This is a genomic window from Yersinia fenwicki (assembly GCF_043099325.1).
Classification (GTDB): domain Bacteria; phylum Pseudomonadota; class Gammaproteobacteria; order Enterobacterales; family Enterobacteriaceae; genus Yersinia.
Genome location: NZ_CP170755.1, coordinates 3618905 through 3644688, shown reverse-complemented (window position 1 = coordinate 3644688; position 25784 = coordinate 3618905). Strand labels below are relative to the sequence as shown.

Below are 25784 nucleotides of genomic sequence, written 5' to 3'. Positions count from 1 at the left end.
CTTATCGCCATGCGAGTATGAAAATCAGTGGAAAGAGGCTATAAGGATGTCCTGATTTTGTGAGCCACTACATATGCTTATTGTTTTAATATAGTAATATCCTGATCTCTTCCCAAGGCAACGACTTCACAGTTAGTCTCATCAAATGATCCTAATATCATAAAAATGACCCCATTATTTGACCAAAAGAAATCCATCCATTCAGTTTCTGAGGTCATATTTCTTTCATCATCCTTTGATATGTCGGAATGGGTGAAAGCAAAAAATATTTTTTTTTCAGAGTTTAGTATATCTTTTAGGCAAGCGAGTAAATGCAGCGGACAATGACATACACCAGAGAGTATTAAACCGTTAGGAGTACAAGCTATAAAACTCTCCTTGTTTAACAAGAAATCAATGTCATAACCTCTTGACTTCAGCAATCCCCAAGTTTTTTTGTATCGAACAATAGCCGAATCTGGTTGAAAACTTGATAACTGTAAATGTATATAAATAGTTACATTTGAACTGTTACGAGTCAATTTTTTTAGCATCTCGCTTAAAAGATGGATAGCGCCGTCTTTACGACTTACATTTGGTAGTTCCCAGCTCACAGCTGCAACATTTCGTCTGGGTATACCTAATACGTGAAAATTGGCTATTTCATTTTGATTATTTATATTCTCAGCATATCTGACAATAGTATCAATAGTCATAGTGATTACCTTGTGCATCATTGAAATGAGAGCCTCTATTCTGGGTATCTTGTTCACCAAAGAAATGTCCACCAGCATCATCTCTAATTTGTATAGTCTGAGTACCTCCACCAGGTTTAGGAACATCAAACTCATATATTTGACCAGGCTGAGGATTACCGCGTTTATCTACATTAGGTAAAACCCTATCTGGTGATTGGCTTACAGGGATTCCAGACTGCCGTTTAGCTTCATTAAATGCACCAGCCCTACCAGCATCCTCTGGAGATAAATTAGCAGGGCGGCTGCCTTCTGATGTATATGCCAAATCGTCCTTGTTTTGTTCGGCAACGGGGGTACTTGTCGTATTCCCTCCAGTATTTGGCTTGCCATCCATATTACCAGTATTGGTAGCACCATTCTCGCCACTTTTATCTGGTGTCACCAATGCCGTTCCCTTGTTTTGATCGGGCGCAGGATTTATCAGCTTACCGCCTGTGGGATCATCAACTGGAGTTGGGAATACAGTAATTAAACCCTTACTATTTTTTAATTCTTCGTAAGCTGCTCGCTCGGAAGGTGACAGTTTATCTATCTGTTCTTGATCACCTGACATTGCAGCCAGCATAACATTGGTTTTCTGTACTCCAGAAAGTTCTTCAATCGCCGATGTGGCAACACCAACACCGATGAGAGCACCAAATCCAAGATCTATGACCGCTTTGCTACAAACGGCTATCTCTGCACAAGCGGCTGCACCGGTACGCAAGATAGCAAGGTTATTATTCTCAAGCGCATTCTTCCCAGCTTGCGCTCCGGCAACTGCGTCAGCGGTGCTGTCACCCGTCAAGCCTCCCGCCAGCCCTGCTGCTAATGTGCCCAGTGCACTGATGGTCTGTTTCTGTTCTTCGCTCAGTTCATTGCGTGGGATATCGGGATAAAGCTGCTGTGCGATAAATTCACCCATTAATGCACCAGATGCCCCTGACAGCGCATTATTACCATTTACCTGCGCCATAACAGCACCCAATACCGCGTGCGCCATCAGGTTAGCTTCGGTGTTCACCTTACCCGTGACCGGGTCAGTAGTCATATTGTGAATAACTTCTGCCAGATACGGTGCAGAGGCTCCCGCCAGCGCTTTCGCCATATCTCCGCCAGCCAAACCTTGGATAGCCGCAGTTGCTGCCTGCGCCGCCTGCTGGAATTTACCCCCTGTGCCATAGCCTGACTCATTGAACGCCTGATCATAAGCCGTTTTATAAACCTGCCCGTTGATATCCTCAGCCGTTGCAACTTTACCCGGATTGGCTTTCTCCCAATGTGCTTTGGCGTCTACCTTATCTTTTTCACTCACATCCAGCATTTTTTCATTCGCCGCTTTGGTGGCGATAATTTTCCCTTGCGTCCGAATAACATCACTGACCTGGCTGCCTATCTCACCTATCAGCTGCGCTTCCCGCAGGCGGTTTTGCTCTTTCTCTTTGTCGAAAATAGGCGACAGGGCGTTGTTGGCGTGCTCGACATCGCGACTCAGGTCATCAACATTTTGTTGCTGCTTCTCGGTATCACGAATGGTGATGGTGCCATCGGAGACTGCCGCATGGGTGATGCTATCGGCGTGACCTTCATTGTTGACGCCCGTCAGCAAGCCGTTGGCCATATTACCGGTAAACTGACCGCCGATATTGCCGCCGGTGCTGATGCCCACACTTTGATGCTCAACCTTGAAATCGGCTTTATTTTCAATATCACTGAAGCCCAGCGTGCCAGTATCCAGTGTGTTTTTATCGGCGGTAGCGGTGGAGCCAATCACTGCGCCGTCAAGCTGAGTATGCTCGCCGACAGTGATATCAAAGCCGCCTTTGCCTGCAAAAATGCCGGTCTGTTCCTGCACCGAATCAAAGTTGCTGTGCATCTTGTCCTGGCTGGCATTGATGCTGGCGCTGCCGGTCATCGAACCGAAATTGAAGCTGCCACCGACACTGGCGTCTTGCTGCTTCGAATCGTAACGGTCGCTGTCTTGCTGGCTTTGCAGCAGCAGGTCACGGCCCACATCCGCTTTGACTGTTTCCCCGCTGACCTGCGCGCCTTGCAGCACGGTGTCGCGGCCACTGGTGATGTTGAGCTGGTTACCGGCATTGACCGTGGTTTCCGTGTAAGAAACCCCGTTGCCGCTTTCACTGCCTTTGCCCTTATTCAGGCTGGCCGACACATTGATGCCCCAGCCACCCTGACCGGCACCAATACCTACGCCCAGTGAGCCGCCGCTGCTGCTGTTACTGCCGTCCAGCGTCTGGCTCTCTTGAGTGGATTGCAGAATCACATCGCGATTGGCTGTCAGACTGGCGTCTTTACCGGCCTGTAACTGGCTGCCCTGTACCACAATGTCGCCATCCTGACCTTTCACGCCGTTACCGGTGGCGGTGATATTCAGGTTATTGCCCGCCGTCAGGGTGCTGCCCTGATGGGTGGTTTGATTAACGGTTTGTTCTGACTTTGACGACTGGCTACCATAAGACAGACTGACACCAATGGCATTTTGGTCACGGGCATCCAATGTGGCCAGTTGCCCGCCTTGCACTGCCTGCACGCCACTGAGTGCCGCTTTCACCCCTTGCAGGGCGGCCAGCCGGCCATTGCTTTCTTCGCTGGCGGCTTTGGCGGTGGTAACGGCAGTATTCAGGGCGCTGCCCACCGTGCCGGACAGGGCCAGTGTCAGGCCGCTCGATTTTTGCTCGACGGTATGGGTCTGGCTGCTCTGGTTTTCGGCCGCCAGAATACTGACGTTTTTCCCGGTCAGATTGATGTTTTTACCGGCTAACACCTCGGAGCCTTTTACCGTCAGGTCTTCACCGGCGGTCATGTTGACATTGCCCAGTAGGCTGCCGACGGTGCTGCCCACATTGGACGTCGATTGGCCGGTATCAGTGACTTTGGTGCTGTTACTGCCCACCGTCACACCAATACCCCCGGTGCTCATCAGGCCGGATTTTTTCTCCTCACGCAGATGAGATTCACTTTCACTCTGCTGCGCGGTGCCGATAATGATGTTCTCTTGCGCCCGCAGATTGATATCGTTGTCAGCCACCACATTACTGCCAATGACCGCGATATTTTTACCACTGACATCGATAGAGCCTGCCGACAGCATCGAGCCGACCGCCAATGTCTGGCTAATACTGTCTTCGGTGCGGGTGGTGGTGCTGGAGGCCAGCCCTTTTTTAGTGCCGGTATGATTGCGCTGCTCGTCATGCTGCTCAGTTTGGGTGGTGAGGGTGATATCGCCGCCCGCAGCCAGTGTCAGCGCACCCGAAGTTTGTACTGCGCTGGCGCTGATATTGATGTCGTGCGCCGTGTTCAGGTTGATATCGCCGGTGGCGTTCAACTGGCTGCCACGCAGGGTTTCATCATAGAGTTCCACTGAGCTGGTATGGCGCTTGCTCGAAGATTCACCGGTGACATGCAGACTGTCGGTGGCCGCACTGAGGTTAATGTTTTGCGCCTGTATATCAATGGTGTTGGCATTAATATTAGCGCCTACCGCAGTTAAATTGTCGACGTTAGCGGTCAGCGCACCGCCAACATTCACTTCGCTGCCCAGATGGCGGATATGTTCACTGGTCGAGCTGCTACGGCCAGAATTCGCCGTTATCTGGTCGCGGGTTTCCACTGTATTGAGTAGCCAGTTACCGCCGGTATTGACCTGCAAATCCTGACCCACATTCAGGCTCGCACCTTGCATGATAAAATCACGCTCAGTATTGATAACCGCGTTATTGCTGACATTGATACTCGCCAGCGGCCCCAGTACGGTTTGGCTGCGCTGAACCGCACCATTATCACTGCTGAGTTGCTCACTGCTGGTGCGCAGTATCACATCGCGGCCACTGTCCAGTTGCAGGTTGGTAGCATTGAGCCGCGCACTGGTCAGGTCAATATCACTGTTCAGTGTACTGAGCAGCATATTATTACCCGCCTGAAGCAGGCCGCCATGGTTATTGAGCGTGATGCCTTGCGCCATGCTAATGCTCAGGTTATTGCCGGCTTTCATCGCCCCCTGATTAGTGAACCCCTGAACCTCGGTTAAGCTGATATTCTCGGCGGCAATTAATGCGCCGTTGGCCTGTAAATCGCCCGGCTTGACCCCCGCCAGATAGACCACCGGCACCAGCACAGTTTGCCCGGCCACTTCACGGCTTTCCATCAGCACGATATTGGTGGTTAATGCCGCCATCTGTTCTGCACTGAGGTGAGTACCAAGGGCAATATTGAAGGCTTTGCTGTACTCCAGGCCCGCCGCAAATAACTGCTCGAACTGCTCCTGCGCGCTACGATAATCACTGGCCACCGCCTGGCCGGTCAACGCCAGCACCTGGTCGCGCACCAAACGCTGCTCATAGGCATTATCGCCCAGCCGTTTGAATATCACATTCGGGTCGTTATTCAGTTGCTGCAGCACGTAGTCGGAACCGCGCCAGTTATTCAGGTTGGCAAAGGCAGGATTCGTTTCTATCAAGTACTGGCTGTTGACAGTGTAGTCAGTACTGAACTGATACAGCCCGCCATTAGGCGGTGTCAGAGAAATACCATTAAACTCGATGGCCAGATCTTTGCCGCTATTGTCGCTCCCCTGGGGAGGCGCAATGGCACCGGGATTAGCCCCATTGTTGATGGTGGTGCCGCTGCCGCTCAGGGTTTGTGCGGTAATACTGGAGGCATATTGGTGGGTGGCGCGCTCACTGACTTCTGGCCCCCAATTATCACTCCACAAACCGCCTTTATAGTTACGGTAATTCCATGTGCCACTGGAGGTGGTGCGTTCGATCAGGCGTTGTGTACTGCCCCAGCCATCCTGTTGCAGGATGACGCCAGAGAGATTAATCTCGCCCTGTGCACTGATTTTACTCCAGAAATTCTCCAGCGTGCCCACCTGTGGGGTCAGGTTCCTGCCGGCTAACAGTTGCGCCTCCGGGCTGATGTTATCAATGCTGTTATAGGCGAGAGTCGAGGTATAATCGGTGCCGATATAATCGCTATTATCTGCCCCGCCATGAGGCGGTTCTTTGTAGCGTCCCCCCGGAATATCGGGATTTTCTGCTGTCCAGTAAGCCGAACCGGTCACGGTGTCGGCCACCACAAAGTCGCTATTGGCGGTGAGAATATGGCGGCGATTGGTCAGCGTATTGGCGTAAATCAACATATCTTTGCCGGACTCAATCAAGCCGGAAATGTTGAGCACCTGAGCCGCCCGCAGATAATTCCCGCCGCTGTCTTGTCCGCCCGCCAGAATAATCGTGCCCATCCCTAAAATGGTGGTAGTCGCGGCGGTATCGGTGTCAGTGACGGTATCGCTGTTTTCAATCACCGGTGCCAGTAAGGCTAAGGTGCCGTTTTCATCGGTGGCACCGATCAGGGCGTTAGGGCCGGAGTTGGTGATGCGCTCCCGTGCGTTAAGTGTTGCTTCTGCACTGATCAGGGTGCCTGTGTTGAACAGGGTGTTGGAGTCGGTATCGAGCCGCCCGCGGGTTAATATCTCGCCATGGTTAATGATGGCGCCTGATGCTGTCAGGTCGGCTTGCGTTGCAATAATTGTGCTGTTATTCAGTAAATTATTCGAGGTGGTGCTAAGTTTGCCGTCCGCCAACATTTGCCCGTTATTGGTCACGTCGCCTGCGGTGGTCAAGGTGAAATCACGCCCAGCTTGAAGGGTAGAACCCGCCAGATGGGTGAAATCACGCTGTAAGCTAATCGCCAGATCTTCGCTGGCTGTAATCTTGCCAGCATTATTATCCAATTGGCCCAGATCCAAAGAAACCGTGTTTGCCGCCAGCGCGCCACTCTGGTTATTGAGTGTTTGCCCGGCATTGGCACTGGCATTGAGGGTCAGTGAACCAAGGGCGAGTATATTGGCGCGCTGGGTGCTGATATCTCCCTGAGTGGCAGTGATGTTTATCTCGCGGGCTTGCGTGTAGCTGTCGGTCAGATCAACCCGGCTGCCCGTTAACGTCATCGTACCGGAGGCGAGGGTTTGTCCTTGTGCGACTAATTCTTGCCGGGTTTTCACCACCAGATCACCGCTATCCGTCAGGCGACCATCACTCTGTATACCCGCGCCCAGCAGGCTGTTGCTGTTGCTGTTTACACCTTCGGCTTGTAGCGAGAATGTCCCGGCAGACAGCAGGGTGCCATCACGGTTATCAAGGTAACCCGGCAGATTCAGATTGAAATCTGTGGTGCCGGTTTGCGCAATCACGCCGCCCACATTAGAGAGGGTTTGCGCGTTAAAGGTTATTTTATCTGCAATCAAGTGGGCATTATTGGTATATAACACCGAAGTCGTTGATGCCGACAGGCTCTGGCTGGCAAGCACCTCAGCCCCGGTGAGATTGATGTCCCCGCTTTGTGCTGTGAGGGCCACATCACGGCTTTGCGTCTGACTACCGCTCAGATCGATACTGTGCGCATTGAAGCTCTGCGCCGTGCCGCTAATATTTTTCCCTTGGGCGATTAACTTGCCGCTGGCTTCTACTTTCAGTGTGCCACTGGTAATGCTGCTGTTGTCGGATTTTACGCCCGCACCTAACACAGCATTTCGGCTGCTATTAACCTCAGCCGCACGCAACGAAGTGTCTCCCGCCGCGGCAATAGTGCCACTGTTAGTCAGTTTACCGGCGGTGGTGAGTTGGTTATTGGCACTCGCATAGAGCACCCCGGTGTTCTCTATTTCAGCGCCGGTTTTCACCACTAAGTGCTGTGCGCTGTTGATTTGGCCACTGTTCATCAGCATGCCGTCGGCGGTTATGGTGATATCGCCTGCCGAAGCTCCTATCTCTCCAGCATTGCGTACGCCGACACCAGTTTCAGTACCGATCAAGCGGATTTTACCGGCATACATGCCGCCTAAATTGGCGACATCTACTGCGACGGTAGGGCGTGGGCTGACATCGCTGGCTTTGGCATTAATGCTCTGATGCGCGGCATCCACCTGATTACGTCCGGTGGTAACATTCAGTTCTTTGGCCCAAATACCGGCATTCACTTTGACGGAACGCGCGATCAGATCAGTATGGTCCTGACGGCTGCTGTCCAGGCCGTTGCCCTGAATAACAATTTCGCCCCGTTCTACATCGTAGCCCGTCAGTTGGCCATTAGTGAGTTGTGCCTGACCGGTGGTTAATGTCGCGCGGTTGGCATTGATAAAACCGCAGCCCTCGCAGGTAATACCTGATGGGTTGGCAATCACCACCTGCGCTTTGCGCCCTGCCACCTCGATATAACCATTGAGTTTGCTTGGGTCGCGGCTGTTCACTTCGTTGAGGATAATACTGGCCTCACCACGTGCCAACCACGGGTTGCCATCCACCACGCCAGCAATCTGGGTTTGGTTGGGACCGTGGCCGTTATTGAGGATCACGCCGCGATTATCGACATCGAACTGGTTATAAACGTTACGTGAAACACCGCCGCTGCTCGGTGTTTGGATATTCACCTGTGGTGTGCCGTTGGCGCTGTTGATAATGGTCGGTTGCTGATTAGCCGGCGCACTACCATCGGCGACAATATTGGCCTGAGCGGATAATGAGACACAGCCGAATGCCAATAACAGGCTGAAACTGAGTGGAGATAATGCACTAATACGACGGCTTTGAGTGTGCCCAACACCTGATGACGCAGAAGAGGCGGCCTGACCGGAAGCGGCAATATCAGCCACGACCATCAGCATGCCACGCGCCTTGTTGAACACAATACGGTACAGGTTCTTATTCATGGTTCATTCTCAAAGAGTCGTGATTAATCAGGCGCATTAGTATTGCCAGTTCAGGTTAAAGCCCACTGTCACCGAGTCGGTTTTAAAGCCATCGGGCTTAGACAGCGGTTTACCGGCAAACAAGTCATATTGGGTATGAAACACGCGGCCACGTACCCCGACGACACTGCCCGCCAGATGGTGGCCCAATAAGTAAGGGTCGCTACGGCCGCCGACTTCGCCGTAATCCACACCGACATACAGTTCATGCCCCGGCAGTGGCGTATACCAGCCCAGATCATTGCGCACCGTCCAGCCACGATCGGCATTAAGGGTGCGTTCGCCGTCAAACCCGCGCACTGACCAGCGCCCGCCGATACTGAACTGATCCTGCGGCGTCAGTGGCGTGTTAGTGCTTTGACGCTGATATTGCAGGTTGTAATGGAAGTTTTGTTTTTGAATGGCAAAAGGAATATCCAATTGCGCATTCATGCGCAGAATTTTGCTTAATGCAGTGGCTTCGCCAAAATATTCTTCCTGCGCAGGCACGGCACCAAACCAGCGAGTGCCGCGTTGATAACTGATACCCGCGTCCAGAGTTGCTTGTGAAATAAAGTGGCGATGTTGTAACCCGACACGCCAGGCCGAGGTGCGGCGGCGCTGCACTTCCACTTCGGTATCATTGATGTAGTTTTTCGACGAGCGAGTCAGTACATCATAGATCAAAGTGGTTTTCTGGCTGGCATTGCGGTGCAACAGGCGGCTAAGTTGCAACGAGACATTCTCACTTTCCCCGCGATAGCTATAGTCGCCATTCAGACCCGCTACGGTCTGATGATAGTCATAACTGCTGGCGGTCAACCCGGCGGTCCAGTAGCCGAACGGCAGCGAGTAATGGCCAGTCAGGTTATTGGTGCCTTTATCACCGCGATTCTTCATTGAACCACCGGCAGAGACATAGAACTGGTCACTCAGGGAGAGGGGATTATCCAGAAATAGTGTCGCGCCAGCTTGATAGCGGCCGGTGCTGCGGGTGCCTGAGTCATCCAGTGAAGCCGCCAATCGCCACATTTTGCTCTGTTTCCAGCTCAGGGCGATATCGGTCTCGCCGGGGGCATCACCGGGGATCAACTCCATGCTGGCCTGTACCGTGGGGAGGCGCTGTAGATTCTCTAACCCTTGTTCAATATCACGCAAATCCAATAAGTGACCGGGGCGGGCGGGGAAAGCACTGAATAACGTGACATGGCGGTCACTGTCGGGTGTCAGCTCAACACGACGTATTTTGCCGGGCACCACTTGTAACGCCAGGGTACCGCTGTTCAAATCCTGCTGCGGGGCCAGCACGCGGGTGGTGACATAGCCATGATCCACCAGGCGGTTTTGTATTTGGCTCATCAGCAGATTGATGCCTTTAGCTCCTAAGCACTGACCTTGGGCCTGATCGGCAATGCGTTGTAGTGGCAACCAGCGAGGTAATGGCTTTGCGCCACTGATTTTTATGCGTTCAATGGCAAAGCAAGGTTTTTCCAACGGAAAAGAGAGGCGCCCCAAAGAGGTTGAGGGTTCAGATAAACGCACATCCGGTGTTGAGGGGGCCAAACGCTCTTCCAGGGCACGTTGCCGTTCCTGTTGGTGAATACTTTGTTGGACTGGTGGTAATTCCGCGCCAAAACTGGCGAACGGTATAGTCAATGCTGGCGATAATACGCCCGCGATTAATATAAAATAACAGGAACGCGACACAATAAAAGCCTTTCCCCCTATTTTGGGGTAGGTAAATATAAGATGATTTGCGCGCATTATGCCTGCAAAAACGTTATTTTCAATGTATTTTTGTCGATAAAATGAGCGGGCAAGAACCCGCCCTTACTGGTGTGGGAAATATCCTACAATGCAGGAGTTAGTGCGGGAATATATTATTAAAAGATATTTGAATGGCAGCTCGAAGCCTGGGAAATAATATTCCGTCGACGTTTAAAAAAGTGACGGGTAAGCCTCCCCCGATAAAGACGCGGGTTTACCGTATTTAATGATTATCGATGCCTCTTTGAATAGACCTGACCCATACTTCGTCTGCCTGGCTGATACAATAACGTCACTGAACCATAAGGGTATCAAGATAATCTGCCCATTTTTGCAGCCAAATCTTACATTCTGCCTCGTAGCGATACAGGTCGTAAGTCCCTTCGATCCCTTTGCGGGAGTGACCTAACACGGCTTCTGCCACTTCGCTGGGGCATCCAAGACGGGCCAAGCCAGTACGTACGGTTCGGCGTAGGTCGTGCGGTGTCCAGTGGGGAATAGCGTGAGAGTGAGGCATTACCTGTTGTTGCTGTTTTATCCGTCAGCATGGTGCCATCCTGTGTTTAATTATCTGGGCTGGTGCACCCATTAATTTATATGCATGAATTGTCTGCAATTTAAACAGGGAAGCCAGGGTTGGCAGAATATATGCTTTAAAATCAAATGTTCATTGAGGGGGATATGCACATGGTTAGATAAGCGTATCAAGGCCATCAGCCCACTATTGTAGCCAAAATTCACCCTTAGCTTTACATCAGCCCCGCACCACAGCTCATCACCGTTATAAGCCTTAAATAGTCCCACATAGTGATTACATTGGTAATGGCGGAAACTAAATGTAGGGAAATTTACATTTAAGCGATTCGACGTGACACCGGCTCTAATCTTACACTTGGATCCACTGTATTGGCGTCTAATTTGCGATACTATGGGCTTAATATCTAAGCAAAGGTGAAGGCGATTGAATGGAAGCATTAAGGGCTAACAACTACCTTCTATATTAGTAAATAGCATTCGTTTACAGGAGCTGATATGCCCACTGTTGGTTGGATTCAGGAAACGGCAATTGATCTCTATCATGAACGAGGTTTTTCTGAAAAAGAAAAAACGATTACGACAAAATTTTCCTGCCTCGAATGCCAGATGGAGTTTTCTTCGTTATCAGCGCTTAATCAGCATGAGCGTATTCACCCTATCGCCAACCCTACTCTGATTATAGCTGGACGCGAGGTGATGGGGGATAACTTAAAACTAACCCATTCGGTTTGTTCCGAAGATATCGTGTTGAATTTTGTTGATGAAGTTGAACTGAATGGTGTTGTTCTCGGATATCCAGATGAGTTGTTGCATAAACTTAGTGAAGAAAAGAAAGGCTTTTTTGACATCAAGTTACTTCGTAAAGGAATCCATCCTAAGAAAGTAAAGATAGACATGCTGGTAGCCTCAACTTCCCAACTCGCACATGTCGATCAGAGTTTTTTGCGCTTATTTGGCCGGGATGATTTCGATGGCGATACTATAGACCGCTTCATAAGCGAAACTGCTCACTGTGATGAGGCTAACTGGTACAGAGATGGCCTTGTACGTTACTTACATGGAGTTATGGCGAAAGATAATCGTGCTGAGCGCTTAACATCCAGGGATTTTTCCGAATGTTTTAATCGGGCATTGCAACTACTCGGTGAATATCCTACAGCTTTAGCCAATTCCCTATCCCAACTGATAAAATTTACGTTCAATGACTTCTCATCTCTAAAGGATAAATCGTCAATATCGCATCTGGATGAAGCTTTAACGTTATTTCGTGGAGACGTCGTTCCTGCCAAAGAGGACGACGATTCGACGCTTTTAAGATTGCCCACGGATCAAATTATAGGTCGTATCCTGAACGATTTTGTCGCACATTTTTCACGCTATTCTTTGCAGAGCCTTGAGCAGGCTATAACTGAGATAAAATTCTTAGGGCTAATGACGCATGATCGTCAAAAATTGTATTTTCTCTGTTATCTCAAGGCCGTCGAGTCCGGCCACCTTAAGGCGCAGCGCAATTACGGTTCAAAATTGAAATATAGTGAAGTATTTAAAGTTATAGTTCCAGAATCAGAGGCTTCAGATGACTGAAAATAAAGCAAAAAAGACAAGGATATTATTCCTAAATCGGAACAAGAGTATTTCAGATTCTCCTGAGCCTCCAACTGCTCCTGAACATATCGAAGAGATCACCGAATCTCTCTCTGATTCCAAAAGTATCCACCGCATTCCGAACAGTGTTCAGAGACCCGTTGCTTCAAGCGAAAATAAGTCAAAAGATGCTGAAAAAATAAAATCATTAGAAAGTATTTTGGTGCAACTTTTTCTTCCCGTAGCAAATAAGGATGGGAAAGTTCGCGGTTCAGCCTTAACCCAGACATTGCAGTCTGAATTAAAGCGAATACAGCAACCGGGCACCATACCGAACAAGGTCCTCGTGGAGTTGGCAGCTTCTATTGGTACGACTGACCCAGAGTTCAATAAATTGACGCAAGTCGTGATACTCACGCTTGGTAATCGTGCAGTCAATAAAGTCGTACTTGATTTCTCTGTCCGGGCATTAAGTGAAAACTGGGTGGGTAAACACCTAGGGAATTCAAATCTCTTTTTGGCGGAAGCTGAGCCTCTAATCTTCAGTAATCCGAGCATTTTGGCGCATTTAACCACAAGTATTAATGGCCGTTACAGCAAACGGATTGACGCGTTCAAGGAACAACTGAAGCAGAAAGAGGCTTCAAATGAATCATCTTCTTCTCAACTTCGTTCCCTTACACCGGAACATCTTCGCCAGCAATGTGAGAACCTCCTAACGATTTGTTATTTGTGGGCGGTAGAAACGGGAAAATGCGATGTGAAAATCGGTATTCAGGCTTTCAAAAAACGCATATTAGAGCGTGGTGATAACTGGAACAATGAGAAGAAAATTTGCACTTTTCTCGCTTCTCAACTGAGTGAGCCAAAAGGGGGTATTGCCGAAACACTTAGCTATTACGACGAATTTCTGAGCAGTGCTCGTGAAAAACAGCAAAGTGCTGAGACTATTAATGAACAGCTCGGAAGAAAACTTAATAAAGTCGAAGCTGAAAAGGTTCAACTGATGCAGCAAGTTTCTGCGTTGCAGCAGGAAATTGATCAGCTAAAAGCCAGTATTAGCCAGGTTAAAACCCAGTCGGAAGAGCAAGTTCTTGATGATAAAGCATTGCGTGTTCATCTTAAGGATGATGTCAGTAAAGCCAAATCACGCGCTTTCAATCTATTAAATGAAGAAGTTATGGAGCCCCTTAAATTGTCTCTTAGTGCATTGCAGAGAGAAAAACCAAAGGTGGAAATAGCGGCGCATCAGGTTGAACTAGTACTTGAAAGCATTGAGCGAGAATTAGAATGGTTCAAAAAATAGGTATTGATTTCGGCACAACAAATAGCCTGATCTCGGTTGTGACGCGAGCCGGAAAAATTAAATCTTTTGATGATTTAGGACGGCCACATCCTTCAGTCGTTCGCTATGAGAGTGATAAAATCATTTGCGGTAAAATAGCTAAAGATAAACTTGATCAGCATGGGATAGGTGTTTTAGGGAATACTGTTCGTGGACCTAAGAAGCTTCTGGGCTGTTCTGATGTCAATGTCGAAGGACGCTTGCTTAGCCCTACTGAAGTGGTAACCGATTATATTCGATATCTTGTTGGTCATGCTCGTGATGAGGATGACGAAGAAAGTGCTGATTTGGCGAATGCGGTTGTGACCATCCCCGTTGCGATGGGAGGGCGTGAACGACAGGTACTTCGTGAGGCTCTACTTAATGCCGGTGTCTATGTTGAAAGCTTTGTGCATGAGCCTCTTGCGGCGCTATACGGATATTTCAGAGATCAAGAAAATCCCAAAGAGGCGTTACGGCGATTCGAAGGAAAAATAGTTCTGGTCTTTGACTGGGGCGGCGGCACCCTTGACCTAACGTTATGTAAGGTCGTCAATGGTAATATATTGCAAATCCTTAACCGTGGTAACAACAGCGTAGGTGGGGACTATCTTGACGACGCGATTCAGAAGTATGTTGAACAAAAACATGCTGACCAGCATGGCTGGGACGAAGAAAATCGGCTTGAGCGTAATCCTGGTATGTTAGCTAAATTACAGGGTGCTTGTGAACGTGCGAAAATTACGCTTTCAACTCACGAGAAGACATCAATTTTTGTTCCTGATTACTATATTGGTGAAGGCGATGAGTCGGAGATTGACTACTGGTTAACGCGGGATGAACTTGAGGTTATTTCCCAACGTCTAATCCGTCAGGGGATAAATGAAATTGATGCGTTGTTAGCAGATGATCAGGCTGATATTGACAGGCAGACGATCGCTCTGTGCCTTGCTACTGGTGGTATGGTCAATATGCCGCTTATCAAACGGCATTTGAGTGAGTTGTTCGGTATCGCTTCGCTCGAGGTATCAAAGAAGGGCGATCGCATTATTTCTGAGGGGGCCGCATGGATAGCGTCAGATGAGTTGAAACTGACATTATCAAAGCCTTTAGAGCTACTTGAAGCACGCAATTCGATGTTGACTATCATCCCTGAAGGAACATTGCTTCCTACCCGTGGAAAATCTATTAGTTATCCACAATCTATGTATTGCACGGATCCACGAGATGGAAATGCAATCGCATCGTTTAAACGACCACAAATGGTAGGAAAAACAGCCGCTGCAGATCCCCGAACCAATTACGGCGAGCTGGTTATCCCGATTAATCCCGACTTTCCTCCTCTCGAGGAAAGAATTGAGCTGAAAATTAGTATTGATGAAAATCTGATTGTTCATGTTTCTGGACTTGGTGGCGACAGGCAGATCCAATGCTCGATAGAGTTTTACGATTTAGAGTTCGGCCTTGCGACGACGAAAACGTTGTCGGATTAAAAAAAAAAACGACTTAAATTAGAGGGAGAAAAAAAACTCCCCTATGGCTTGATGGTCAGAGCGAATGTGACGCCCAATAAAGAAAACTGGGAGCTGGTCCCAGGGGAGCTTTTGAAAGCTTATAACGATGCCCACTCCTATCACAGAAAGACGTTAACGGAGCAACAGAGAACCGAGTTTGTTCGTTATCAGCCATGCAGTATCTGTGGTGCTCGTTGGGCTAAAAACTGTTGCTCGGGGAGTTGCAAAGACTGAGTGAAACATCTTTAAAAAGCTGTCTCTGTTTTTTTGTAAAATAATGCGTGGATCCTGTAAGAATTGTATTAGTAGCGACTTGATCTGACACTGGACCTTGAAAGGTTGAGAGTTACCGGTTTTGATATGGGTGTCGAATCCTTATACAAAACACGAGGTAACTCTCATGCTTCATACTGACAATCCCATCATCAAACACAAAGCTGGCTTACTCAATCTGGCGGAAGAGCTCGGGAACGTATCAAAATCATGGGTGTATCACGCGACACGTTTTATCGTTATCAAGAGTTGGCCGAAGAAGGCGGTAACCGCCTATCCAACTTTGACGCAATTCCCTGCAAATTAGATATCTTTTCGATTTCCTCTTTGGTCATCCAGCCATCCCAACACTCGGTGATGCCTTTGGATATGTTGCTCATCGCATGACCGATATTAAATGCATTGATGTCATCATGAGTTCGCAGAATATAAGCTTGTATATATCGCTCTTTCATAGGACGAATATTAGTCATTACTCGATTGCCCCATACGAGATCAGCCTACTGCCACAAGGGGAGTTTACGGCTGTTTAACGCAGGTAACGGGCAAAAGCCACTTCATGAGCATCAATATAGGCAATAATCGCATCACGAGTTGCCGCGTAATGTTCGGGAGAAATAAATCTCTCCAGCAAATAGCATTCGTGCGGGTGTAAGACGGCCATTATTTGTCCTTAAACATAGCGAATAATGAAGCGCCAATATTAGCGCCGGATTTACTCCGGTATCACAAACACGCTACCCTTATCGTCTCGCTCCAGCAGTGACCAGCAGGCTCGGTGCTTGTTGCCGTAGATATCTTCAAACTCCGGCATCTTCTGGCCTTCGCGGGTCTGGATATACTGCGTGGTGCCTTCAACGATAGAGGCCCAGCGGCCGGCATGAGGGGCGATTTCATCCGTCCAACATTTGATACGTACTGGTTCGTATGATTTGCCTTCATCTTCTTTATCCAGCAAATCACTAGCTTCGTCGAAACGGGCAACCCATTGCATGGATGACTCTTTTTCGAACTGGAACCCTTCGTTTTCGGAGTAGAAGAGCAGACTGTTATGTCCGTCATAGCGAACAGGGCGGATAAGCTGGTTCCCGAAATATATCAGAGTCTGGCGTGAGAGTTATCATTTAGAGTAAAGAGAGACAAATGTGCTCGGGCAGTTAACAGAGAACGTGTAGCATAGATATAAATTGAACAGACATTGCTGCCAGCCGTTCCGCATTTATGGGGCGTTGCATGGTCTGAGACGTGATAAAAAACAGGGAACATGATGAAATTTACTGAAGATACCCGGGTTAAAATCCCCGTCATCCTCCATCTGATACGATTGGGTTACGAGTACCTTTCCCTGAAAGAACAGCGCTGGGACAAAGAAACCAACATCTTCCCTGACATCTTCACTGCCGCACTTGCCAGAATAAACCCTGGAATCGCGTCCGACGACATCAGACGCCTGTTAAAAGACCTAACGCTGCTTCTTGATAACGATGACCTGGGCCGCGCCTTCTTCGAAAAACTCAGCGATCGCTCCGGCATCAAGCTAATCGACTTCGACAACTTCAATAACAACAGCTTCCATGTCGTCACCGAACTGACCTGCGAAAACGGCGATGAAGAGTTCCGTCCGGACATCACGCTACTGATTAACGGCATGCCGCTGATCTTTATCGAAGTGAAAAAGCCTAACAACCGGGAAGGCATCGTCGCAGAACGCAACCGCATCAACGAGCGCTTTAAGAACCCCAAATTCAAACGTTTCGCCAACATCACCCAGTTCATGATCTTCTCCAACAACATGGAGTATGACGACAGCGACCCGGAGCCGATTCAGGGGGCGTTCTACGCCAGCAGTTCTTACAGCAACCCGGTATTCAACTACTTCCGCGAAGAAGAACTCTTTAACCTGACCAACTTACTGAAACCGCTGTCAGAGGAAATCGAAGTCGCCGTCCTGAAAGACAACAACCTGGAAGTGATCCGCACCAACCCGGAATTTCAGACCAACAAAGATCACAACCGCCCGACCAACCGCCTCTGCACCGCTCTATTGAGCCGCGATCGGCTGGCATTTATCCTGCGCTATGCACTGGTGTACGTTGCTGAACCAGGCGGCATCCAGAAACACATCATGCGCTACCCGCAGCTCTTCGCCACAAAAGCAATTGAGCGCAAACTCAACGCTGGCGTGAAAAAAGGCATCATCTGGCACACCCAGGGCAGCGGAAAAACCGCACTGGCTTATTATAACGTGCGGTTCCTGACGGATTATTTCCAGAATCAGCAGGTGATCCCAAAGTTCTACTTTATTGTTGATCGTCTGGATCTGCTCCAGCAGGCGCAGCGCGAATTTACCGCGCGTGGCTTAATCGTTCACCATATCGACTCACGCGAAGCTTTCACCCGTGACATCAAAGCAACGCAGGCGCTGCATAACCACCACGGCAAAGCGGAAATCACCGTCGTCAACATCCAGAAATTCCGCGATGACCCGGACATCGTCACCACCAAAGACTACGACATCAACATTCAGCGTGTGTACTTCCTCGATGAAGTACACCGCAGCTACAACCCCAAAGGGAGCTTCCTGGCAAACTTAAGCCAGTCGGACACCAAAGCCATCAAAATTGGCCTGACGGGTACGCCTTTACTGGGAACGGACTACAACTCCCGCGACCTCTTCGGCGACTACATCCACAAATACTACTACAACGCCTCCATTTCCGATGGCTACACGCTGCGCCTGATCCGTGAAGAGATCGCCACCAATTACCGTATGATCCTGCAACAGGCACTAAAAGATGTGGAAGTCAGAATGGGCGATGTGGATCGCAAATATATCTACGCCCATCCCAGCTTCGTTAAACCGATGCTGAACTACATCGTCACCGACTTTGCCAAAAGCCGGGGCGTGCTGAATGATGACACCATCGGCGGCATGGTGATTTGCGACAGCTCTGAACAGGCCAAACAGATGTTTGAATTGTTCAACGCCGAATTGCCTGTCGTCGAAGAATCTGCGGAAGAAATACCTCTCTCACAGGCCGCAGAACCCGCCGTCGTTTACCAGATTCACGCCAAAGAAACGCGGACAATCAAACGCGCAGCCTTAATCCTGCACGACGTCGGCAGCAAGCAGGAACGCAGAGAATGGGTGGAGCAATTCAAAGCGGGGGAGATTGACCTGCTATTTGTCTACAACATGTTGCTCACCGGCTTTGACGCCAAACGGCTGAAAAAACTCTATCTTGGTCGCGTGATCAGAAAGCACAACCTGCTCCAGGCACTCACTCGCGTCAACCGTACATATAACAACTTCCGCTACGGCTACGTGGTGGACTTTGCCGACATCCGGCAAGAATTTGACGCCACCAACAAAGCCTACTTTGAAGAGCTACAGGCCGAACTGGGCGACGAAATGGAGCACTACTCCCGCCTGTTCAAATCGGCAGAAGAGATCTACGAAGAAATCGAACACATTAAAGACGTTCTGTTCAGCTTCGATACGGAAAACGCGGAAATCTTCACTGACCAGATAAACCAGATTCAGGACCGGCAAACCGCGCTGGCGCTTAAAAACGCGTTGGCTGACGCCCGTAGCCTGTACAACCTGATCCGCCACCAAGGCAACACTGAATTTCTCCAGGCGCTGGACTTCAACAAACTCAACATCCTCTACCGCGAAGCCTGTCACCGCCTCGACTTACTCAACCTGAAAGCGGATCTGGAGCAGGGCGTAGACCTCTCCGGCCTGCTGAATCGGGCGCTGGAAGAAGTGATTTTCGAATTCCATAAAGTGGGCGAAGAAGAGCTGGTACTGGCAGACGAACTGAAAGAGACGCTGCGCCGCACCCGCGAGGCGCTGGCCGCCAACTTCGACCAGCAGGACTTGCAGTTTGTCAGCTTGAAAGACGAACTGGAGCGCCTGTTCAAGAAAAAGAAACTCAGCGAAGTCACCCAGGAAGAAATGGTTGCGAATATCGGCACACTCAATAAAATTCATGACCGCATCAAGGAGCTGAACCGCCAGAACAACCTGCTGCGCCAGAAATACCGGGGCGATGTGAAATACGCGCGTACCCACAAACGCCTGCGCGAGCGCGGCGGCCTTAGCGAGCCGGAGCGTAAAATCTTCGAAGCACTGCTCGGCGTTAAGCTGGATGCGGATGAAAAAGTGCTGAATAACAGCCAGATACTGAACAATGAAAGCTACTTTGAGCGCCAGATCGTGTCATGTGTGCTTGACCACTTTGAGCAACAGCAGCACATCACCCTGAGTGCGAAAACAGCTAGCGACATCAACCGCCTGATTGTGGCGGAATACCTGAACGAATTTAATACCGGAGCACGTACGTGGTAGAACTGGAATTTAGAGACAAAACCAAAACCCTGATCGACAGCCTGAAACAAATTTGTGCGAACTACGGTCTGGGTAACGACGGTAATGAATTCAAAATCATCACTCAGGCATTCCTGTACAAATTTCTGAACGACAAATTCGCCTTTGAAGCCAAAAAGGTGGATAAAAGCATCGCCAGTGCCGAAAAATGGGAAGTCGCGCTCAATCAGATGAGTGAAGAACAGCGGGATAAACTGCAACTGAAGATGAGCGCCGACACCGCGCGTCTGAAGCCACATCACTTCATTCAGTATTTATACAACCGTCAAAATGAGGCGAGTTTCGCCACCACCTTTGACGACACCCTGATGGATATCGCTGCCACCAACAACGACGTCTTCGCAGTCAAAACCGACGGCGGCGCGAAAGTGGTGCTGTTTGAACGCCTCAGCCAGTATATCTCCGACGAATCAAAGCGCGACGACTTCTGCCGCGCCATCATCAACAAACTGGCCGACTTCAGCTTCGAACGTATCTTCACGCAGAAATTCGACTTCTACGCCACCATCTTTGAATACTTGATTAAAGATTACAACAGCAACTCCGGCGGCAAATACGCCGAATACTACACGCCTCACGCCGTGGCGCGCATCATGGCGGAAATTCTGGTGCCGAAAGCGCAGCAGGGTGTAGTGCGCAACGTAAGCTGTTACGACCCGTCCGCCGGTTCCGGTACGCTGCTGATGAACGTGGCGCACGCCATCGGGGAAGATCGTTGCAGCATCTTTGCTCAGGACATCTCGCAGAAATCTTCCAGCCTGCTGCGCCTGAACCTGATCCTTAACAACCTGGTGCATTCGATCCCTAACGTTATACAGGGCAATACCATTTTGCACCCGTTCCACAAAGACGGCAGCGCGCTGAAACACTTTGACTACATCGTCTCCAACCCACCGTTTAAGATGGATTTCAGCGACTTCCGCGACGCGCTGGACAGCAAGGAAAACCAGCAACGCTTCTTTGCTGGGATACCGAAAATCAAAGCCAAAGCCAGGGACAAAATGGAGATTTATCAGTTGTTCCTGCAACACATCATTTTCTCGCTGAAGCCGGGCGGTAAGGCGGCGGTCGTGGTGCCGACCGGTTTTATCACCGCGCAGTCGGGTATTGATAAAGGCATTCGCGAACATCTGGTGAAAAACAAAATGCTGGCGGGCGTGGTCTCCATGCCGTCGAATATCTTTGCCACCACCGGGACTAACGTCTCGATCCTGTTTATTGATGCCAGCAACAAAGAGAAAGTGGTGCTGATCGACGCCTCGAATTTGGGGGGGAAAGTCAAAGACGGCAAAAACCAGAAAACGGTACTGACCGAAGAAGAAGAGCAGCGCATCTGCGAGGTGTTCAACAATAAGTGGAGCGAAGAGGATTTCTCGGTTGTGGTCAGCTATGACGATATAGCCGGGAAAAATTACTCGTTCAGCGCTGGTCAATATTTCGACGTTAAAATTGAATACACCGATATAACGCCGGAACAGTTTGCCGCGAAGATGAAAGGGTTTACTGACAATCTGGAGAGTTTGTTTAGTCAGTCACGTGAGCTGGAAACGGAGATTAAGAAGCAGATGGCGGGTCTGAAGTATGAGTAATCAGATCAATTCAACGCTCGGCGATTTGGTTAAAACGGGCGGCGGAATCATACATACAGGTCCTTTTGGGAGCCAACTCCATGCTGAGGACTATGTTGCGCAAGGTATTCCCTGCATTATGCCTGCGAATATGAAGGACAATAGAGTTGACCTCTCAAATATTTCATATATTTCAGAGGGAGATGCTCAACGGTTGTCAAAATATCTCGTCAAAGAAGGAGATATTGTTTACAGCAGGAGAGGTAATGTCACACTCAAAGCGTTGATCCGAAAAAATGAAGCTGGGTATTTTTGTGGTACAGGCTGCTTGTTATTAAGATCTGGTAATCTGCTTGATTCTGAATACCTGACTTATTATCTGAGTACAAAAAAAATTCAATCATGGATTATTAGCCAATCTATTGGGGCGACGATGCCCAACATCAATACGGGAATTTTGGCGAGGATTCCTTTTTCAGGTCCTGAAAAGGTTATTCAGGAGAAAATTTCATCAGTGCTTAGGGCCATAGATGACAAAATCGCCCTCAATAACCGCATCAACACCGAACTGGAAGCGATGGCGAAGACGCTTTACGACTACTGGTTTGTACAATCTGATTTCCCTGATGCCAACGGAAAACCGTATAAAACTTCCGGCGGTAAGATGGTGTATAACGGCACGCTGAAACGGGAAATCCCGGCGGGATGGACAGTCCAAGCACTGTCTCAAATATCGAATATCACAATGGGGCAGTCTCCAGCAGGGGAGTCTTATAATGAAGATGGGGTCGGAACTCTATTTTTCCAAGGTTCAACAGACTTTGGCTGGCTTTTCCCAACTCCACGTCAGTACACAACATCACCCGCGAGAATGGCGAAAAAGGGTGATATTTTACTCAGTGTTCGTGCACCTGTTGGTGATATGAATATTTCCAACGCCGATTGTTGTATTGGACGAGGACTTGCGGCATTAAACAGCAAAAGCCACTCAGATGGATTTTTATTCTACGTGATGAAGTATTTCAAACAGGTATTTGATCGACGAAATGCGGAAGGAACAACATTTGGTTCCATGACAAAAGATGATTTACATTCACTGCAAGTCGTTTGCCCTGAACCCGGATTACTGAAACGATATGACGATATTGTTACAGGATACAATAAAATGATTTTCACTCGTAGCCTTGAAAATCAAGATCTAATTAAACTCCGCGACTGGCTCCTCCCTCTGCTAATGAACGGGCAGATTACGGTCAAATAATTCCAAGTGTGTTTTGCGAGGTGCATATCAGATCCGAATAGCGCCTCGCTTGCCGCAACAAAACTGCTTTGCATCCTTTTTCCTAAGGTATCCTGAGTGGTTCGCTTATACCCTTTAACAAGGTATTGAGTGAGTCTCTGAGAGACTTGAGTGAATTCGCCTGGAAATTTTGGTATGATGTCTATGCGATGACTTTCAGCCCAGATTCTACTTTTCAGGAGTAATTATGAGCAACAGCAAAAAAACTCAGGCAAGCTACGCCAAGCCATCTCGTGCTGACATCGTTCGCTCAGTAGCAACATCTACGGCTGTTGAAACAGGGCAGTCCTCCGCGAAGATCGAAGCTTCACTTGAAGCCACGCGCAAAAAATTTGCTCATTTGCGTCTTGCGGTTTAATTACTTCTTAATGCTTCTCTCACCCAGTGTTTCATCGGCTCGTAGTCCATTGATACACCTGCATGGATAGCCGAGATATACTGGGTTTTGTTTTGCTCCCAGCTTTGATAATCCAGCGGTTTATGTCCACCCTGAACGGCCATCACGTCGGCTAATAGTCGAGACAGGCGCCCGTTTCCCTCTCTGAATGGATGGATAAGTATCAGCTCGACATGAGTGATGGCGATAGCGGTGATGAGTTGTTCTTCGTCCATGCCGTTACACGGCGTGTATTGAGCCAGATACTTGTTGTCGAATTCGTTCAGCAGTTTTGGCAACTGCGCTGAGGGGGCAAACATAAAGCCGCCTTTGCTGATATTGACCGCTCTTTCTTGTCCAGCCCACTCGTAGATGTTACCTAACCAGCGGCGGTGCCAGCTTTTTACCAGGGCTACGCTGAGCTGTCCTTCCGGGAACTGTTCTTCAAAAACGTACTGGTAGAGTTGTTCTAACAGGACAAGTTCCGCTTCATCCATCTCATCGGAAGCAGCGATATCCAGTTTATTAGCCAAAACCTGCTCGCCAGAGTCTTTCTCATACTGTCCTTCACTACTGGATACATGGTATCGGCTCATGGAGATGCCCTGTGTTATTAGAGGAATGGAAAAACAGAGGGATTATAACGCTGGATAAGTACAGCAAACAATATTCGTAAAATCAGGTGGTTACTAAAGTGTAGGTTGAAATGTGGTTTTTATATTATGGTAGAAAATAATCGTTAGTAATCAGTGTAAACACACCAATGCATCATTGGGGTGTGGGAATCTAGCTTATCAGTATTATTCATGCGGTTATGTTTTCTAGTTAAGTCCTTTTTCCAGCCGATATACTAGCCCAGCAGCTCGAAAACTGACATAGCTAAAACTCGAGACGACTCGCAAACAAGGCAGATCAGCCCCTGAACAAAGGGGCTATATAGCTATCTTTCTTTAGATGGGATTGGTTCTACCTGAATGTCGGATTTTCGAGGAACAGTGCATGAGCTCTCTGGCGCAGATGATTGGCTTGTATGAGGTCATTCTGATATTGCGTAATCATGATAAGGCTCTGATAAACATTAGGATCATTGTGCAATTGAATGTATTGCTCAGCCCATACTCTGAACTGGCTCAATAATGCCGGATCGGGATTGTGGTTAAATTGCAGCAACAAGTTGATATGTCGAATATATTGGTATCTTTCCCACTGTATATAAGGATTTATCAGGTTATCTAATGGCTGCATGTTAACCAAACCACTTCTTTCACTCAGTGTCAGTATCCGGCCAGTTTTAAAGCCCGTCATCATAAATAGCAAGGTGCAACAGGCTGATAGCACAATAATGCCATGCAACCAGCGCCACCAATGAGATGGGGAAAGAGGTCTTGATATCAACATATGCTCTGGAACTATCAATCGGCCCAATAAAATCAGTATCAACCAATGCGCGGTAGATTGATAAAGAGGGAGTTCTGTCATCAGATGCAACGCTATCGGTAAAGTGAGTACCCAGAGAGGGAAAACAACCTTTGGCTGAATTAATAGCGGTTTTATATATCCGATAGCTAATACCAGCATCCCCACCAGCGCCACAATGCCGCCCTCGACCCAGCCATAAAGTATTTCATTATGGGGATGAGAAGGAAAAGAAAAGGGGATGGGCACGCCTATGGTTTGTATCAGCGTTTGGGCAAAGGCTGACTCAAAGCTACCATAACCCCAGCCTTGCCACGGCTGCTGTCGTATCATGAGCCAGGTGTATTCGAGTATTAACCAGCGCTCTTTATTACTCCCCTCTTTGGAGGGCAGCGAGCCACCTATTATATGCTCCAGTAGATAAGCAGCTACCAAGAGACTCAGCAGGCTGCATAGCCATAACCAAGCCATTTTTCGCTGACGCCAGTAATAGAGAGAAAGTAATAATAAGGTTGTTACTCCTCCGACCCAGCCAATCCTTGATTGCAATAGCAATAACATGCCGGGGAAAACCAGTAGCGTAAGGGTGCTTATGATTCTTATGACACGATAGCTTGAGATCATAAACAAATAGGCTGCGATGGCATAACCCGTTGCCAAATAGCTAGCCAAGACGTTGACTTGCTGGAAGATACCATAAGGGCGTTGGGTAAGATCAAATTCCATCCAGTTATCTGCTGTCAAAACAAACCATTGCAGTAATGCCAACGTGATCTGGCTCCAAGCCGACAACAGTATCAGTAGTAGCCAGCCCTGCCGTGTAATGGGGCTTAATTTCAGCCGAAATAACCCCAGTAACAGAATTATTCCCCCCCATAAACCGAGTACACGTGGTAACCAGGCACCGACATGATGTAATGATGCCGGCCACAATCCAGGAAGCGTTATCATTAGTGCACCAATCAGCAGCCATAGTTTGCCCGGAGAGGTCACCACATGGGATTCTTCACTTTGTGGCCAATAGAGCGTTATCACCAGCAATGCCATCATGGCCCAGATGATGATGTTATGAGGAAGATGCAGCCCGGCGCCGCCTCGATTGATCTCATAGTGCAGCATGGAGATAAATGTAACGGCCATGAGCAGTAAAACAATAAGGTTAACTTTGCGCGCTGAAAGTGTCGATTTTATGGATGGTAAAGATAGTAATTTCATTATTTTCAATTGGTTGCTGTTTTTTAGACATGAGAATACCGGCTCGATCGTTAG

The 25784-nt window shown here is 48.7% G+C and carries 13 protein-coding genes and 3 pseudogenes; 8 read left to right on the top strand and 8 right to left on the bottom strand.

Features of this window, described 5'->3' with window-relative positions; genetic code table 11:
- Positions 1 to 77 precede the first annotated feature (77 nt).
- The 4 genes and pseudogenes from ACF3VQ_RS16580 to ACF3VQ_RS16565 form a co-directional block, all read right to left on the bottom strand.
- Positions 78 to 695 carry a hypothetical protein gene (locus ACF3VQ_RS16580; RefSeq protein WP_050878946.1) on the bottom strand — a complete coding sequence of 206 codons (618 nt, stop codon included), beginning with the start codon at positions 693 to 695 and terminating at the stop codon, positions 78 to 80.
- Positions 685 to 8445 (bottom strand): hemagglutinin repeat-containing protein, encoded by a 7761-nt coding sequence (locus ACF3VQ_RS16575; RefSeq protein WP_392432203.1) that lies wholly within the window; start codon positions 8443 to 8445, stop codon positions 685 to 687. The genes ACF3VQ_RS16580 and ACF3VQ_RS16575 overlap by 11 nt, the downstream gene beginning before the upstream one ends.
- 36 nt (positions 8446 to 8481) lie before the next feature.
- Positions 8482 to 10170 (bottom strand): ShlB/FhaC/HecB family hemolysin secretion/activation protein, encoded by a 1689-nt coding sequence (locus ACF3VQ_RS16570; RefSeq protein WP_392432202.1) that lies wholly within the window; start codon positions 10168 to 10170, stop codon positions 8482 to 8484.
- 352 nt (positions 10171 to 10522) lie between these two features.
- Positions 10523 to 10729: pseudogene (locus ACF3VQ_RS16565) on the bottom strand (integrase); the annotation flags it as partial.
- A 533-nt stretch (positions 10730 to 11262) separates the two neighbouring features.
- Between ACF3VQ_RS16565 and ACF3VQ_RS16560 the strand changes: the two are divergent.
- From ACF3VQ_RS16560 to ACF3VQ_RS16545, 4 genes and pseudogenes are all read left to right on the top strand, one after another.
- Complete coding sequence (locus ACF3VQ_RS16560) at positions 11263 to 12351, top strand: hypothetical protein (RefSeq protein WP_392432201.1); 1089 nt, start codon at positions 11263 to 11265, stop codon at positions 12349 to 12351.
- The gene (locus ACF3VQ_RS16555; protein WP_050878949.1) at positions 12344 to 13657 is read left to right on the top strand and encodes a hypothetical protein; all 1314 of its coding nucleotides are present in this window, start codon (positions 12344 to 12346) and stop codon (positions 13655 to 13657) included. The genes ACF3VQ_RS16560 and ACF3VQ_RS16555 overlap by 8 nt, the downstream gene beginning before the upstream one ends.
- Positions 13642 to 15168, top strand: coding sequence for an Hsp70 family protein (locus ACF3VQ_RS16550; RefSeq protein WP_392432200.1), 1527 nt, complete (start codon positions 13642 to 13644; stop codon positions 15166 to 15168). Before ACF3VQ_RS16555 ends, ACF3VQ_RS16550 begins: the two co-directional genes overlap by 16 nt.
- 421 nt (positions 15169 to 15589) lie before the next feature.
- Positions 15590 to 15729, top strand: a pseudogene (locus tag ACF3VQ_RS16545) (helix-turn-helix domain-containing protein); the annotation flags it as partial.
- Here the strand turns inward: ACF3VQ_RS16545 and ACF3VQ_RS16540 are convergent.
- Together ACF3VQ_RS16540 and ACF3VQ_RS16535 are read right to left on the bottom strand one after the other, a co-directional pair.
- Positions 15729 to 16126 (bottom strand): annotated as a pseudogene (locus tag ACF3VQ_RS16540) (type VI secretion protein ImpA); the annotation flags it as partial. The pseudogenes ACF3VQ_RS16545 and ACF3VQ_RS16540 overlap by 1 nt on opposite strands.
- Before the next feature lie 51 nt (positions 16127 to 16177).
- A complete protein-coding gene (locus ACF3VQ_RS16535) occupies positions 16178 to 16456 on the bottom strand; it encodes a hypothetical protein (RefSeq protein WP_050878951.1) in 279 nt (92 codons plus the stop codon).
- 273 nt (positions 16457 to 16729) lie between these two features.
- On the opposite strand from ACF3VQ_RS16535, the gene ACF3VQ_RS16530 reads away from it, so the two are divergent.
- The 4 genes from ACF3VQ_RS16530 to ACF3VQ_RS16515 all read left to right on the top strand — a co-directional run bounded on the left by ACF3VQ_RS16530 (position 16730) and on the right by ACF3VQ_RS16515 (position 23081).
- Positions 16730 to 19816 (top strand): type I restriction endonuclease subunit R, encoded by a 3087-nt coding sequence (locus ACF3VQ_RS16530; RefSeq protein ID WP_050878952.1) that lies wholly within the window; start codon positions 16730 to 16732, stop codon positions 19814 to 19816.
- The gene (locus ACF3VQ_RS16525; protein ID WP_050878953.1) at positions 19810 to 21444 is read left to right on the top strand and encodes a class I SAM-dependent DNA methyltransferase; all 1635 of its coding nucleotides are present in this window, start codon (positions 19810 to 19812) and stop codon (positions 21442 to 21444) included. The genes ACF3VQ_RS16530 and ACF3VQ_RS16525 overlap by 7 nt, the downstream gene beginning before the upstream one ends.
- Entirely contained in the window at positions 21437 to 22684 is a 1248-nt protein-coding gene (locus tag ACF3VQ_RS16520) for a restriction endonuclease subunit S (RefSeq protein ID WP_050878954.1), read from the top strand. The genes ACF3VQ_RS16525 and ACF3VQ_RS16520 overlap by 8 nt, the downstream gene beginning before the upstream one ends.
- Positions 22685 to 22910: 226 nt before the next feature.
- On the top strand, positions 22911 to 23081 hold the full coding sequence (locus ACF3VQ_RS16515; RefSeq protein ID WP_196334323.1) for a hypothetical protein: 171 nt from the start codon (positions 22911 to 22913) through the stop codon (positions 23079 to 23081).
- Here the strand turns inward: ACF3VQ_RS16515 and ACF3VQ_RS16510 are convergent.
- Positions 23078 to 23695, bottom strand: a complete 618-nt coding sequence (locus ACF3VQ_RS16510) for a Fic/DOC family protein (RefSeq protein WP_392432199.1) — start codon at positions 23693 to 23695, stop codon at positions 23078 to 23080. The genes ACF3VQ_RS16515 and ACF3VQ_RS16510 overlap by 4 nt on opposite strands.
- Before the next feature lie 370 nt (positions 23696 to 24065).
- Positions 24066 to 25730, bottom strand: a complete 1665-nt coding sequence (waaL-xs, locus tag ACF3VQ_RS16505) for an O-antigen ligase-like protein WaaL-xs (RefSeq protein ID WP_392432198.1) — start codon at positions 25728 to 25730, stop codon at positions 24066 to 24068.
- Positions 25731 to 25784: the final 54 nt, after the last annotated feature.

Bases quoted from the DNA above. Each gene is read 5' to 3' on its own strand.
- ACF3VQ_RS16575 (WP_392432203.1), bottom strand. From the start codon at position 8,445: ATGAATAAGAACCTGTACCGTATTGTGTTCAACAAGGCGCGTGGCATG.
- ACF3VQ_RS16535 (WP_050878951.1), bottom strand. From the start codon at position 16,456: ATGCAATGGGTTGCCCGTTTCGACGAAGCTAGTGATTTGCTGGATAAA.
- ACF3VQ_RS16555 (WP_050878949.1), top strand. From the start codon at position 12,344: ATGACTGAAAATAAAGCAAAAAAGACAAGGATATTATTCCTAAATCGG.
- ACF3VQ_RS16520 (WP_050878954.1), top strand. From the start codon at position 21,437: ATGAGTAATCAGATCAATTCAACGCTCGGCGATTTGGTTAAAACGGGC.
- ACF3VQ_RS16530 (WP_050878952.1), top strand. From the start codon at position 16,730: ATGAAATTTACTGAAGATACCCGGGTTAAAATCCCCGTCATCCTCCAT.
- ACF3VQ_RS16560 (WP_392432201.1), top strand. From the start codon at position 11,263: ATGCCCACTGTTGGTTGGATTCAGGAAACGGCAATTGATCTCTATCAT.
- ACF3VQ_RS16515 (WP_196334323.1), top strand. From the start codon at position 22,911: ATGAGCAACAGCAAAAAAACTCAGGCAAGCTACGCCAAGCCATCTCGT.
- waaL-xs (WP_392432198.1), bottom strand. From the start codon at position 25,730: ATGAAATTACTATCTTTACCATCCATAAAATCGACACTTTCAGCGCGC.
- ACF3VQ_RS16550 (WP_392432200.1), top strand. From the start codon at position 13,642: ATGGTTCAAAAAATAGGTATTGATTTCGGCACAACAAATAGCCTGATC.
- ACF3VQ_RS16580 (WP_050878946.1), bottom strand. From the start codon at position 695: ATGACTATTGATACTATTGTCAGATATGCTGAGAATATAAATAATCAA.
- ACF3VQ_RS16510 (WP_392432199.1), bottom strand. From the start codon at position 23,695: ATGAGCCGATACCATGTATCCAGTAGTGAAGGACAGTATGAGAAAGAC.